The 13,055-nt window shown below is 61.5% G+C and carries 13 protein-coding genes and 2 pseudogenes; all 15 read left to right on the top strand.

Annotated elements, in window-relative coordinates:
• Positions 1 to 9 precede the first annotated feature (9 nt).
• The 15 genes and pseudogenes from fliF to flhB all read left to right on the top strand — a co-directional run bounded on the left by fliF (position 10) and on the right by flhB (position 13,004).
• A pseudogene (gene fliF, locus QAO71_RS11165) lies at positions 10 to 1,736 on the top strand (flagellar basal-body MS-ring/collar protein FliF).
• A complete protein-coding gene (gene fliG, locus QAO71_RS11160; RefSeq protein WP_280165680.1) occupies positions 1,729 to 2,748 on the top strand; it encodes a flagellar motor switch protein FliG in 1,020 nt (339 codons plus the stop codon). Before fliF ends, fliG begins: the two are co-directional and overlap by 8 nt.
• Positions 2,749 to 2,781: 33 nt before the next feature.
• The gene (fliH, locus tag QAO71_RS11155) at positions 2,782 to 3,579 is read left to right on the top strand and encodes a flagellar assembly protein FliH (protein ID WP_074778100.1); all 798 of its coding nucleotides are present in this window, start codon (positions 2,782 to 2,784) and stop codon (positions 3,577 to 3,579) included.
• A complete protein-coding gene (gene fliI / locus QAO71_RS11150) occupies positions 3,566 to 4,915 on the top strand; it encodes a flagellar protein export ATPase FliI (RefSeq protein ID WP_074778102.1) in 1,350 nt (449 codons plus the stop codon). Before fliH ends, fliI begins: the two co-directional genes overlap by 14 nt.
• Positions 4,908 to 5,360, top strand: coding sequence for a flagellar export protein FliJ (gene fliJ / locus QAO71_RS11145; RefSeq protein WP_280164438.1), 453 nt, complete (start codon positions 4,908 to 4,910; stop codon positions 5,358 to 5,360). Before fliI ends, fliJ begins: the two co-directional genes overlap by 8 nt.
• Before the next feature lie 151 nt (positions 5,361 to 5,511).
• Complete coding sequence (locus QAO71_RS11140; RefSeq protein ID WP_280164437.1) at positions 5,512 to 5,856, top strand: Hpt domain-containing protein; 345 nt, start codon at positions 5,512 to 5,514, stop codon at positions 5,854 to 5,856.
• A 76-nt stretch (positions 5,857 to 5,932) separates the two neighbouring features.
• The gene (locus QAO71_RS11135; RefSeq protein ID WP_280164436.1) at positions 5,933 to 7,198 is read left to right on the top strand and encodes a flagellar hook-length control protein FliK; all 1,266 of its coding nucleotides are present in this window, start codon (positions 5,933 to 5,935) and stop codon (positions 7,196 to 7,198) included.
• A 440-nt stretch (positions 7,199 to 7,638) separates the two neighbouring features.
• Entirely contained in the window at positions 7,639 to 8,136 is a 498-nt protein-coding gene (locus QAO71_RS11130; protein ID WP_136869658.1) for a flagellar basal body-associated FliL family protein, read from the top strand.
• Between the two features lie 10 nt (positions 8,137 to 8,146).
• Complete coding sequence (gene fliM, locus QAO71_RS11125; RefSeq protein WP_074778111.1) at positions 8,147 to 9,118, top strand: flagellar motor switch protein FliM; 972 nt, start codon at positions 8,147 to 8,149, stop codon at positions 9,116 to 9,118.
• A 51-nt stretch (positions 9,119 to 9,169) separates the two neighbouring features.
• Positions 9,170 to 9,637 (top strand): flagellar motor switch protein FliN, encoded by a 468-nt coding sequence (gene fliN, locus QAO71_RS11120; protein WP_036988807.1) that lies wholly within the window; start codon positions 9,170 to 9,172, stop codon positions 9,635 to 9,637.
• A gap of 1 nt (position 9,638) precedes the next feature.
• Complete coding sequence (fliO, locus tag QAO71_RS11115) at positions 9,639 to 10,067, top strand: flagellar biosynthetic protein FliO (protein WP_036988808.1); 429 nt, start codon at positions 9,639 to 9,641, stop codon at positions 10,065 to 10,067.
• A pseudogene (gene fliP, locus QAO71_RS11110) lies at positions 10,064 to 10,815 on the top strand (flagellar type III secretion system pore protein FliP). Before fliO ends, fliP begins: the two are co-directional and overlap by 4 nt.
• A gap of 10 nt (positions 10,816 to 10,825) precedes the next feature.
• Positions 10,826 to 11,095 (top strand): flagellar biosynthesis protein FliQ, encoded by a 270-nt coding sequence (gene fliQ, locus QAO71_RS11105; RefSeq protein ID WP_036988810.1) that lies wholly within the window; start codon positions 10,826 to 10,828, stop codon positions 11,093 to 11,095.
• Positions 11,095 to 11,871, top strand: a complete 777-nt coding sequence (gene fliR / locus QAO71_RS11100) for a flagellar biosynthetic protein FliR (RefSeq protein WP_280164435.1) — start codon at positions 11,095 to 11,097, stop codon at positions 11,869 to 11,871. The genes fliQ and fliR overlap by 1 nt, the downstream gene beginning before the upstream one ends.
• On the top strand, positions 11,871 to 13,004 hold the full coding sequence (flhB, locus tag QAO71_RS11095) for a flagellar biosynthesis protein FlhB (protein ID WP_280164434.1): 1,134 nt from the start codon (positions 11,871 to 11,873) through the stop codon (positions 13,002 to 13,004). The genes fliR and flhB overlap by 1 nt, the downstream gene beginning before the upstream one ends.
• Positions 13,005 to 13,055 lie beyond the last annotated feature (51 nt).

Here is a 13,055-nt window from a genome sequence, read left to right as displayed (position 1 = left end):
ATTTGATTGATGGATGCTGCGAGCACTCCGAACACCCCCGCTACCCGACCTGACCCGGCCGCTGCCAGCTCGCGCAAGCCGTTCATGGGGCTGAGCTTTCTGGATAACCTGGCGCAGTTGCCAATGCTGCGCCAGTTCGGCTTGCTGGTGGGGCTGGCGGCCAGTGTTGCCATCGGTTTCGCCGTTGTGCTCTGGTCGCAGCAGCCGGAGTACCGTCCGCTGTACAGCAGCATGGACAATCTTGATGCCACCCAGGTGATCGAGGTATTGCAGCAGAGCCGGATTCGCTACAAGGTTGAGCCCAGCAGCGGTGCGTTGTTGGTGCGGGCTGAAGACCTGGCCGACGCGCGGCTGCGGCTGGCCAGCGCCGGGGTCAATCAGGGCGATGGCAATCTGGGCTTCGAGATTCTCGACCGCGAGAAGGGGCTGGGCACCAGCCAGTTCATGGAAGCGACCCAGTACCGTCGCGGCCTGGAAGGTGAAATGGCGCGGACTATTTCCAGCCTGTACAACGTCAAGGCGGCGCGGGTGCATATCGCCATGCCGCGTTCCACGGTATTTGTGCGTGATGATCGCAAGCCGAGCGCCTCGGTATTGCTGGAGATGTATGCTGGTCGCAAGCTGGAGCCGGCACAGGTGATGGCCATCGTCAATCTGGTGGCGACCAGCGTGCCCGAACTGAGCAAGGATCAGGTTACTGTAGTCGACCAGCAGGGCAATCTGTTGTCGGACCAGAACGAGTTGAACGAACTGACCATTGCCGGCCGTCAGTTCGACCATACCCGTCGCCTTGAGGAAACCTTCACCCGTCGGGTGCACAATATCCTGCAGCCGGTGCTGGGCACCGGCAACTATAAAGCCGAGGTCTCCGCCGATGTGGACTTCAGCACCATGGAATCCACCTCCGAAAATTTCAATCCCGAGTCCTCGCTGCGCAGTGAGCAGGTCGTCAACGAGCAGCGCGTTGCCGGACAATCGCCGCAGGGTATCCCGGGCGCCTTGAGCAACCAGCCCCCCGGCACCACCCAGGTACCGGAACAAGTGATCGATCCGGAAACCGGCGAGCCGGTGGTTCTGGCTCCACCGCGCGATTCCCGCGAGCAAGCCACCCGTAATTACGAGCTGGACCGGCAGATCAGCTATACCCGCCAGCAACAGGGCCGGTTGAATCGCCTATCCGTCGCGGTGGTGGTGGACAACCGTCAGCAGGTCAACGCCGAGACTGGCGAGCAACCAGCGTGCCGCTGAGCGAAGCCGAACTGACCAGCCTGACGCAGCTGGTGCGCGACGCCGTGGGGTATGATCAGGCTCGTGGCGATAGCGTCAGTGTGATCAACAGCGCTTTCGTCCCCGCTGGCGACGTGACCGAGCTTCCGGAAGTGCCGTTCTGGACCCAGCCCTGGTTCTGGAATATCGCCAAGCAGGCACTGGGTATCCTGTTCGTGCTGGTGCTGGTATTCGGCGTGCTGCGCCCGGTGCTGAAGAGTCTCAGTGGCGGCAATCGTGACGCAGCCGGTGAAAGCGGTGGCTATCCAGCCTTGAATGATGACGGATTGTTGGCAGACGACCTGCGCGACGATACCGTCAGCCTTTCCGCGCCGGCCAGCGGGCCGGTGCTGCTGCCGCCGCCGGGCGCCGGCTACGAGCAGCAACTCAACGCCATCAAGGGCCTGCTGGCGGAAGACCCGGGACGGGTAGCACAGGTCGTGAAAGAGTGGATCAATGCAGATGAGTGAAGAAGCCAAACGCACGCAAAAACTCAGCAAGCTCGACAAGGCAGCAATCTTCCTGCTGAGCCTGGGCGAGTCTGACGCCGCCGCCGTGTTGCGCCACATGGGCCCCAAGGAAGTACAGCGGGTCGGCAGCGCCATGGCGTCGCTGCGCACCGTGCAGCGCGATCATGTGCAGCAGGTGATGGCCGACTTCATTAAGGTGGCTGGCGATCAGACCGGGCTCGGTGTTGGCGCGGATGGCTACATCCGTACCATGCTTACCCAAGCCCTGGGCGAGGACAAGGCCAACAGCCTGGTCGATCGTATTCTCATGGGCGGCAGCACCTCCGGCCTGGATAGTCTCAAGTGGATGGAGCCGCGTGCGGTAGCGGATGTCATCCGCTACGAGCACCCGCAGATCCAGGCGATTGTGGTGGCTTACCTGGACCCGGACATGGCGGCTGAGGTGATCGGCTATTTTGACCACAAGGTGCGGCTGGATGTATTGCTGCGCGTGGCTGCCTTGAACACCGTGCAGCCCTCCGCGCTCAAGGAACTCAACGAAATTCTCGAAAGGCAGTTCGCTGGCAACTCCAACACCACCCGCGCCAATATGGGTGGGGTCAAGCGCACCGCAGATATCATGAACTATCTTGAAAGCGGCACCGAAGCGCAGCTGATAGAATCCATCCGGCAGATGGACGAGGACCTGTCGAACAAGATCGAGGATCTGATGTTCGTGTTCGACAACCTGGCCGATGTGGATGATCGGGGTATCCAGACGCTGCTGCGCGAGGTGTCCACCGATGTGTTGGTCATCGCGCTCAAAGGCGCGGATGAGGCCATCAAGGACAAGATCTTCCGTAATATGTCCAAGCGCGCCTCGGAGCTGTTGCAGGATGACCTCGAAGCCAAGGGGCCGGTGCGCATCAGCGAAGTGGAAGCGGCGCAGAAGGAAATTCTCGCCATTGCGCGGCGCATGGCCGATGCCGGCGAAATCGTGCTCGGCGGCAAGGGCTCCGAGGAAATGATCTGACGAGGTCCTGTACTGCGGTGCAGAGGTGAATGAATGACCGAGAAAAAGGATAGCGAGCTGATCCGCGCGGATCAGCTGCAGGATTTCAATCTCTGGGACATGCCCAGCTTCGATGAGGCGCCGCATCATGTCCCGCGGGAAACCGCCGCGCCGGATGTGCCGCCAGCAGCCGAGTCGGACTCCCTGGTGGAAGATGAGTTTGAGGCGGAGCCCGAGGTCAAACCCTTCACGGTCGAGGAGTTGGAGCAGATCCGCACCGAGGCGTACAACGAAGGTTTTGCCACGGGCGAGCGCGATGGCTTTCATTCCGGCCAACTCAAGGCCCAGCAGGAGGCGAAAACCCGGCTGGAGGCGCGGCTCGGCGAGCTGGAAGGGCTCATGGCCCAACTGCTGGAACCCATGCAGCAGCAGGACGACCAGATCGAGGACATGCTGCTCGAGCTGGTGGAAGGCATGGTGCGCCAGGTGCTCCAACGCGAACTGCAGACCGATTCCAGCCAGATTGCCCAGGTGCTGCGCGGCGCGCTCAAGGCCTTGCCGATGGGCGCTGACAATATCCGCATCTATCTCAACCCTGCCGATTTCGAGGCAGTCAAACACATCCGTGAGCGCCACGAGGAAAGCTGGCGCTTGCTGGAAGATGATCAACTGTGGCCCGGCGGCTGCCGGGTCGAAACCGAGCACAGCCAGGTGGACGCGACCCGTGAAACCCGCCTGCAGCAGATCATCGAGCAACTCTACGAGCAACAACGCGAGCAACGCGCCCATCCACCGGAGCCCGACCTGATGATCTCCGCGGTGAGTGCGGAGGCTGATGATGACCAGCCCTGAGCGCATCAGCTTCGCCCGTCGCCTGTCGCGCTATGCTGCGGCGACTGAGCTGCCTGTGGCGCCGATAGTCGAGGGCCGGTTGATTCGCATGGTCGGCCTGACGCTGGAAGCCGAAGGGTTGCAAGCGCCGGTTGGCAGTCGCTGCGTCGTCATCAGCGACAGCCCGCAAGGTGAAACCCGGGTCGAGGCCGAGGTCATGGGCTTTGCCGGCAGCAAGATTTATCTGATGCCGGTGGATCGCATGCAGGGGCTGCAGCCCGGAGCACGGGTAGTACCCGCAGCCGGTGGCGGCAAGCTGCCGATGGGCAACGAAATGCTGGGCCGGGTACTCGATGGCATCGGCCGACCATTGGATGGCAAGGGCCCCTTCAAATGCGAAGACTGGGTCGACCTGGCGGGCCCGGTGATCAACCCACTCAAGCGCCATCCCATCGAGGCGCCGCTGGATGTGGGCATTCGGGCGATCAACAGCGTGCTCACCGTAGGCCGCGGCCAGCGTCTGGGCCTGTTTGCCGGCAGCGGCGTGGGCAAGAGCATGCTGCTGGGCATGATGACCCGCTTTACCGAGGCGGATATCACCATCGTCGGCCTGGTTGGCGAGCGGGGCCGGGAGGTGAAGGAGTTCATCGAACAGATTCTCGGCGAGGAAGGCATGGCCCGCTCGGTAGTGGTCGCCTCTCCTGCGGATGATGCACCCCTGATGCGCCTGCGGGCAGCCATGTATTGCACGCGGGTGGCGGAGTACTTCCGTGACAAGGGCAAGAATGTGCTGCTGCTGATGGACTCCTTGACCCGCTTTGCCCAGGCCCAGCGCGAAATCGCCCTGGCCATCGGCGAGCCGCCGGCAACCAAGGGATATCCGCCATCGGTGTTCGCCAAATTGCCGGCGCTGGTCGAGCGGGCGGGCAACGCGGAGGAAGGTGGCGGCTCGATTACTGCTTTTTATACGGTACTGTCCGAGGGCGATGATCAGCAGGACCCGATCGCCGACGCCTCCCGAGCCATTCTGGATGGTCATGTGGTGCTGTCGCGGCGGCTGGCCGAAGAGGGCCATTATCCGGCAATCGATATCGAGGCCTCGATCAGCCGGGCCATGCCGCAGATCGTACCGCCGGAACATCTGCAACAGGCGCAACTGCTCAAGCAGTTATACGCACGCTATCAGCAGAATCGCGACCTGATCAGCGTCGGCGCCTATGCTGCCGGTTCCGATCCAATGACCGACAAGGCCATCGCCAAGATCCCCGGCATCCAGGGATTCCTCCGCCAGGGGCTGCGCGAAAGCTTCGATCTGGCCGCCAGCCGCGCGGCCATGGAGCAATTGATCAATGAGTGACAGCCGCGTACGGCGCATGACGCCGGTACTGGATCTGGCACTGGATGAAGAGAAGAAGGCCGCCGGCATGCTCGGCGAATGCCGGAAGCAACTTGATGAGGCCGCGGCCCGACTGCGTGATCTGGAGCACTATAGTGGCGAATACGCCAAGGGCTGGGCGCAGCGCGGCGGGGAAGGGGTCGGCCGGGAGTGGCTGCTCAATTATCAGCGCTTCATGGCGCAGATGCAGACCGCCATCGAACAGCAGCGCCAGACCCTGGGCTGGCATCAGCAGAGCTTGGAGCGCGCCCGCGCCACCTGGCAGGAGCGTTATCAGCGGGTCGAAGCCCTGCGCAAATTGATTGAAAAATACCGCGATGAAGCCCGCGCCCGGGCCGACAAGCAGGAACAGAAGCTGCTGGATGAACTGACCCAGCGTGCCTTTGTTTATAGGCAGTTCGATTAAGTTCCGAGAAAAACTGTGATCTGGTTGGCAATTACATAAAAGGGTAATTTTCCCTGGGTAGTCTTTGCCTGGTTGCTTGGGCATACTCCTGCCCGCAGTGCGTTGCGCACTGACTGCTTGATCAGTTTTATCTTCTTGACCGGACATAATCATGCCTGAACGCCTTTCCGATCTCGATCCGGATGTGCAGACCATGCTCCGTGACCTGATGCAGGATGACTACGGGTCGCTGTTGCGGACCTTCCTGCAGGACACCGACCGGCGCCTGTGCCAGCTGCACGATAGTCTCGCTCGCAAGAACTGGGAGGCCTTTCGCCAGGCAGCTCACAGCTTCAAGGGTAGTTGCGGCAATATGGGTGCCTTGGCGCTGAGCAAGGCCTGCCAGCAGGCTGAAGAAGCCGCGCACAACGCTGACGCCGCTGCCGCCGCCTATATCTGCGATCTTATTGATCACCTCTGTCTGCGCATCCGTCCCCAACTGACCTGCCATAGCTGAGCGCGGTGGGTTGTGGCCCGGAACTTGCTCTATCCCTGTATTGAATCTGTCTTTGCGATTGCATGGAGAAAGCCTGATGTCCGCCAGCCTACCCCTGATGGCCCTGTTGAATGCCGATGCGCGGCCGAGCGTCCGGAACGACAGCGCCCATGCTGCGCCATCTGCGGAGGATGCCGAGGCATTTGCTGGCCTGCTCGCTGAACATTTACCGGCTGAGCTGCAGGCGGCAATCAAGCAGATGAGCCCCGAGCAACTGGCGACGCTGGAGCAGGCCGCGCTTGCCGCTGACGGCAAGAGTTTGCCGTTGCAGGTCCAGAATTGGCTGGAGCAGTTGCCGCTGGATGGTGATGTTGCAGAACAGGCCGGTGACGATGCGCTGACGGTGATTGGCCAGTGGATGCAATGGCTGCAGGAAACAACCCGACCCGGTGCCGGCCCCGTTCCGGCAGGTTCCATAAGTAGTGCCTCGGGGGCATTGCCGTCCTCGTCGGGGCAACCGATGGGCGCACAACCGGCAATGTTGACCGATGGCGATGACGCGGCACGGCTGACTACCGAAGGTGGGCAGGCTGATCGTGAACTATTGTCTCGAGAGGGGGCAGACAAGCAACTGCTCAATGGCGAACTGAATCGGCCGTCGCGACAGGTAGCCCAGGCGCAGAATGCTCAACCGGATTTCCCCGCAGCGCTGCAGCGCGCTGCTGCTACGCAAAACGATAGTCAGCCATTGTCTGCCGCCATGCTCGGCAAGCTCGCTGAGCAACTGGAGCGCGGCAGCCCCGGCCGCAGCGGTGGCGAAACCGACGCGATTGACGGCTTGGCGCGACCGGGCACCTACGGCACGACCGCTGCCGCTCTGACCGCACGACCGGTAGTGGCGACCACCCAGAGCATGGGCGTACCCTTCGGTCAGCCGAGCTGGGGCGAGGCGATGGTTGAAAAGGTGATGTGGATGTCCAGCCAGAACCTGCGCAGCGTCGAAATCCAACTGGACCCGGCTGAACTCGGCCCGCTGGAGATCCATATCCAGCATCGCGGCCAGGAGCTGCAGGTGCAGTTCGTCAGCCAGAACCCCAGCGTGCGCGAAGCGTTGGAAGCCCAGATGCACCGGCTCCGTGACATGTTCGGCCAGCAGGGGCTGGACCAGGCTGAGGTCACCGTGGCCGATCGTTCGGCAGGTGAGCAGCCAGGGCAGCGTGATGGGCAGCCGGCGGAGCGTACGGGCGGTCGCGGGCCAGGCGGTGAGACGCTGCTGGCCGGTAATAACAACGACACCAGTGAACAGCCCGAATTGCGTACCCAATGGACGCCGACGCAGCGGCTGGTCGACTATTACGCCTGATACTCCGTCGCTTGACCGGAGATATTCTTTCCCGAGACGCCTTGCTTCCCCCGGGAGCGTGGGGCACCAGCTCGATGAGCGCAGCCAGCCGGAAACATCGGTCGTGCCGGCTGGCTTTGGTACGAGCTGGTGCTCGAACCTCCCAGGCGTTTTGCACTATGGGGGCGATTGGATTCACATCTGCTGGTCGACTTCCATCTCGATACAAAACAGGACGGGGACTTCGTAGGCCCCAGCGAAGGTCGATTTTTCCCTTAGGCGCGCCACGCTGGCACCGACGAGCCCCATCTGCCGTGCTGAACATGAGACATTTCCCGCCCATGCCTTTATCCTAAGCGGGCATTACGGCCCGCGCGCCGCCATCACGCCATTTTTGGCATGAACAATGCACAACTTCAGATAATGCGGGCATTTGCCCTATCAGGCGACGGAATTTTGGCATGGCGAAGAATCAGGCAGCAGCGGCAGAAACAGCTCCTCCTTCCAACAAGAGCAAGCAATTGATCTTGATCTGTATCGGTCTGGTGGCGCTATTGTTGTCCGCGGGTGGGTTGGCCTATGCGTTGCTGGCCAACAAGGGCGACTCGGCTGCTGCGGTGAGTCAGGAGCCCGTCAAGCTGCCGGCGTTGTACCAGCCGCTGGAGCCAGCCTTTACCGTCAATTATGCCCACGGCGGCCGGCAGCGTTACATGCAGGCCAGTGTCGTATTGATGGGACGCGATCCGGAGGCGATGGCAGCGTTGGCTGAACATCTGCCGCTGATCCGTAACCGGCTGGTCATGCTGTTCAGCAGTGCGGAGTTCGAAACCCTGATGACAGCAGAGGGCAAGGAGGCGCTGCGTGAAAAAGCGACCCTCGCAGTGCAGGACCTGATGGAACAGGAGCTCGGTAAGCCGGTCATAGAGTCGGTACTGTTCACCAATCTGGTTCTGCAATAGGGATAATAATATGGCGGTCCAAGACCTGCTTTCACAAGACGAAATCGATGCGCTGCTGCACGGGGTGGATGAAGGTGTCATCGACAACGATCAGAGCAACGAGCCGGGCGGCATCAAGAGCTATGACCTGACCAGCCAGGATCGTATCGTGCGTGGGCGCATGCCGACGCTGGAAATGATCAACGAACGCTTTGCCCGCTACACCCGCATCAGCATGTTCAATTTACTGCGCCGCTCGGCCGATGTGTCCGTGGGCGGGGTGCAGGTGATGAAGTTCGGCGAGTACGTGCACACCCTGTACGTGCCCACCAGTCTCAATCTGGTGAAGATGAAGCCGCTGCGCGGCACCGCGCTGTTCATCCTGGATGCGCGGCTGGTATTCAAGCTGGTCGACAATTTCTTTGGTGGCGATGGCCGTCACGCCAAGATCGAGGGCCGTGAGTTCACACCGACCGAGCTGCGGGTGGTACGCATGGTGCTGGAGCAGTCCTTCGTCGATCTGCGCGAAGCCTGGCAGGCAGTCAAGGACGTGCAGTTCGAGTACGTCAACTCCGAGGTCAACCCGGCGCTGGCCAATATTGTCAGCCCGAGCGAAGTGGTGGTGGTGTCTACCTTCCACATCGAGCTCGATGGCGGTGGTGGCGAAATGCATGTAACCATGCCCTATTCGATGATCGAGCCACTGCGCGAGGTACTGGACTCGGGCGTGCAATCGGATGTGGATGAGCACGACGAGCGCTGGGAGCGCGCGCTGCGTGAGGAAATCACCGCCGCCAAGGTGCCTTTGAGTGCCACCGTGGTGCGCCGCGAACTGAAACTGCGGGACCTGCTGAGCATGCAGGCCGGCGATGTGATTCCGGTGGAAATGCCCGAACATATGGTGATGTGCGCCAACGGCGTGCCGACCTTCAAGGCACGGCTCGGCTCGGTAAATGGCAATCTGGCATTGCAGATTCTGGGGCCGGTCACGCGTCCGCGTTGATCGACTCGCAAACGCAGTACTCTGTACAGAGATAAATGAGGATCAGGCAAGATGGCTGAGGACAAACAGGATGACATCAGTCCGGAGGAGCAGGCTCTGGCTGATGAGTGGGCTGCCGCGCTGGATGAAGCCGGTAACGCCAGTCAGGACGACATTGACTCGATGCTGGCGGGCAACGACCTTTCCAGGGCGATGCCCATGGAGGAGTTTTCCGCACCCGAGCGTCAGCCCAGCGGCGACCTGTTCGGTGGCACCGAGGGACCCAATCTGGACGTGATCCTGGATATTCCGGTGACCATTTCGATGGAAGTGGGCAATACCGATATCACCATCCGTAATCTGCTGCAGCTCAACCAGGGCTCGGTGGTGGAGCTTGACCGCCTGGCCGGCGAGCCGCTGGACGTCAAGGTCAACGGAACCCTGATTGCCCATGGCGAGGTGGTGGTGGTCAACGAGAAATTCGGCATCCGCCTGACCGACGTCATCAGCCAGTCCGAACGCATCAAGAAGCTCAGCTGACATGCGGTGGTCGCATGTACTGCTGCCAGCCTTGCTGGCAGGATTGTCTACGTCGCTGGCGGCAGCCCCGGCGGGCGGTAATGGTGAAGCCACGAGCGGGCTCGCCAGTCAGCTGACGCAGCTGGGGCTGGGACTGATTGTCGTGGTCGGGCTGATCTTTCTGCTGGGCTATCTGATGCGCCGGGTAGGACCGATGGCGCCCCAGGGCGGCCAGCACATCCGTGTGATCAGCAGTTACCCCCTGGGGCCGCGCGACCGGTTGGCACTGGTTGAGGTGGGGGGCCAGCAGATGCTGCTGGGTATTTCACCGGGGCGCATCAATACTCTGCATGTCTTTCCCGAGCCGGTAGTCGACACTGATGAGGCTGCGACCAGCGGCGACTTTGCCCGCAAGCTGCAGGCGATCCTCAAGCGGGAGCAGAAACCATGATGCGCTGGTGCCTGTTGCTGCTGACATTGCTGACCCCGACGGTATTCGCCCAATCGGCGGGCGACCCGCTGAGTCTGCCGGCGATCACCCTGACCACGGACGCCGAAGGCGAGCAGACCTATTCGGTGAGTCTGCAGATTCTGCTGTTGATGAGCGCACTGACGTTCATCCCGGCCTTTGTCATGATGATGACCAGCTTCACCCGCATCATCATCGTGTTCGCCATCCTGCGCCAGGCGCTGGGTTTGCAGTCCACGCCATCGAGCCAGATCCTCATCGGCCTCGCATTGTTTCTGACGCTGTTTATCATGGCGCCGGTGTTCGAGCGCATCAATGAGAGCGCGTTACAGCCTTACCTGAATGAGCAGTTGGCGCCGCAGCAGGCGTTGGAGCAGGCCAGCGTGCCGCTGCGTGAATTCATGCTGGCACAGACCCGCGAGACGGATCTGGAACTGTTCGTGCGGCTGGCCAAGCGCACCGACCTGACCGGCCCGGATGATGTGCCGTTTCACATTCTGGTACCGGCGTTCGTTACCTCCGAACTGAAGACGGCGTTCCAGATCGGCTTCATGATCTTCATCCCGTTTCTGGTCATCGACCTGGTGGTTGCCAGCGTGCTGATGGCCATGGGTATGATGATGCTGTCGCCGCTGATCATCTCCCTGCCGTTCAAGATCATGCTGTTCGTGCTGGTGGATGGCTGGGCGCTGATCATGGCACCCTGGCTGCCAGTTTTGCCGTGACCTAGGAGAGAGGCGATGACACCTGAAATCGCTGTTGATCTGTTCCGGCAGGCGGTCTGGCTGACCACCGTGATGGTGGCGGTAATCGTGCTGCCGAGCCTGGTGGTTGGTCTGATCGTCGCGGTGTTCCAGGCGGCGACCCAGATCAACGAGCAGACCCTGAGCTTCCTGCCGCGTCTGCTGTTTACCTTCTTTACCTTGATTGTGCTTGGCCCCTGGCTGGTAAGCCAACTGATCGAGTTCACCGACCAGCTGTACCGCAACATCCCCGGATTGATTGGCTGATGATCGAACTGGCCGGCAGCGATATCGGCCGCTGGGTGGCCGGCTATCTGTGGGTGCTGTTTCGTATCGGCGCGGTGCTGATGACCATGCCGGTGATCGGCACCGCGCTGGTGCCGATGCGCATTCGTTTATATCTGGCGCTGGCGCTGACCTTTCTGGTGGCCCCGCAGATCACTGATGTCCCGCAGCTGGACGCGCTGGCGCTGAGTACCTGGGTGGTGATCGCCGAGCAGATCCTGATCGGCGCGGCGATGGGCTTTCTGCTGCAGCTGTTGTTCCAGATCCATGTGGTGGCGGGGCAGATCGTCGCCATGCAGATGGGTCTGGGTTTCGCTTCGATGAACGACCCGGCCATGGGTATCTCCGTGGCGGTGGTCGCCCAGGTATTCACCATGCTGGTGACATTGCTGTTTCTGGCGATGAACGGCCATCTGGTGGTCATCGAAGTACTGGTCGAAAGCTTCACCTCCTTACCCATCGGCGAGACCCTGCAGGCGGGGGATTTTTATACTCTGGTGCTGCGGTTCTCCTGGGTAATGGCGGCGGCGGTGCTGATCGGTCTGCCGGCGATTACTGCGCTGCTGATCGTCAACTTGTCCTTCGGGGTGATGATGCGCGCGGCGCCGCAGCTGAATATTTTCTCCATCGGCTTCCCCCTGACCCTGGTATTTGGGTTGTTCATCCTCTGGGTATTGCTCAGTGGCACCGCAGAGCAGTATCACCTGTTCGCCTCTGATGCGCTGATCTGGATGCGCGAAATGGTGGGGGCGCGCTGATGGCGGAAGATAGCGGTCAGGAACGCACAGAAGACCCCACGGCGAAACGCCAGAAAGAATCCCGCGAGAAAGGGCAGGTAGCGCGCTCGCGCGAGCTGAATACGCTGGCGGTGGTGATGGTGGCTGCGCTCGGCTTGCTGCTGCTCGGGCCGGGCATGGCCAGCAAGCTGATGGATCTGATGGTCTACAACTTCTCCCTGGAGCGGGAGGTGCTGTACAGCACCGACACCATGGGGCTGCACCTGCTGGCGTCCATTCGCCAGGGTCTGAGTGTTATTGGCCCGCTGTTTCTGATGCTGCTGGTCGCTGCGCTGGTCGGTCCGGTGCTATTGGGTGGCTGGCTGTTCAGCGCCAAGTTGCTGGCGCCCAAGGGTGAGCGGCTCAACCCGCTGGCGGGGCTCAAGCGCATGTTCTCGATCAAGGCACTGGTCGAACTGCTCAAGGCGATTGCCAAGTTCCTGGTGGTGCTGGCCATGGCGCTGCTGGTGCTGCACATGCGTACCGATGACCTCATGGCGCTGAGTAACGAGGCGTTGCCGGGGGCGATCTTTCACAGCGGCTGGGTGCTGGGCACCTCGTTGTTGCTGCTGGCCTGTTCGCTGATCGTGATCGCTGCGGTGGATGTGCCCTTTCAGATATGGGACAACAAGCAGAAGACGCGCATGACCAAGCAGGAAGTGCGCGATGAATACAAGGATTCCGACGGCAAACCCGAGGTCAAATCCCGCGTTCGCCAGCTGCAGCGGGAAATGGCCGAGCGGCGCATGATGGGCGAAGTGCCCAAGGCCGACGTGGTAATCACCAACCCGACCCATTACGCGGTGGCGCTGAAATACGACCCGGTGCACAGCGGCGCGCCGGTGGTACTGGCCAAGGGTGCGGATTTCCTGGCGCAGAAGATCCGCGAAGTGGCCACCGAGCATGATGTGATCGTGCTGGAATCACCCCCGCTGGCGCGGGCGGTGTTCTACAGTACCGAGCTGGACCAGCCGATTCCCGCTGGGTTGTATCTGGCCGTTGCGCAGGTGCTGGCCTATGTTTATCAGGTCCGCCAGTTCCAGGAAGGCAGGGGCAAGCGCCCCGGCCCGATGCCTGAGCCGCCGATACCGAATGATCTGCGCAGGGATGAGTAATTGCGCCCACGGTCGTCGGGTTGTCGCGCACTTGCGCGACGACAGGGGTTT

The organism is Halopseudomonas sp. SMJS2 (genome assembly GCF_029866945.1).
Classification (GTDB): domain Bacteria; phylum Pseudomonadota; class Gammaproteobacteria; order Pseudomonadales; family Pseudomonadaceae; genus Halopseudomonas; species Halopseudomonas bauzanensis.
Note: the sequence above shows the minus strand (reverse complement) of the source record. Positions and strands in the feature narration are given on the sequence as shown.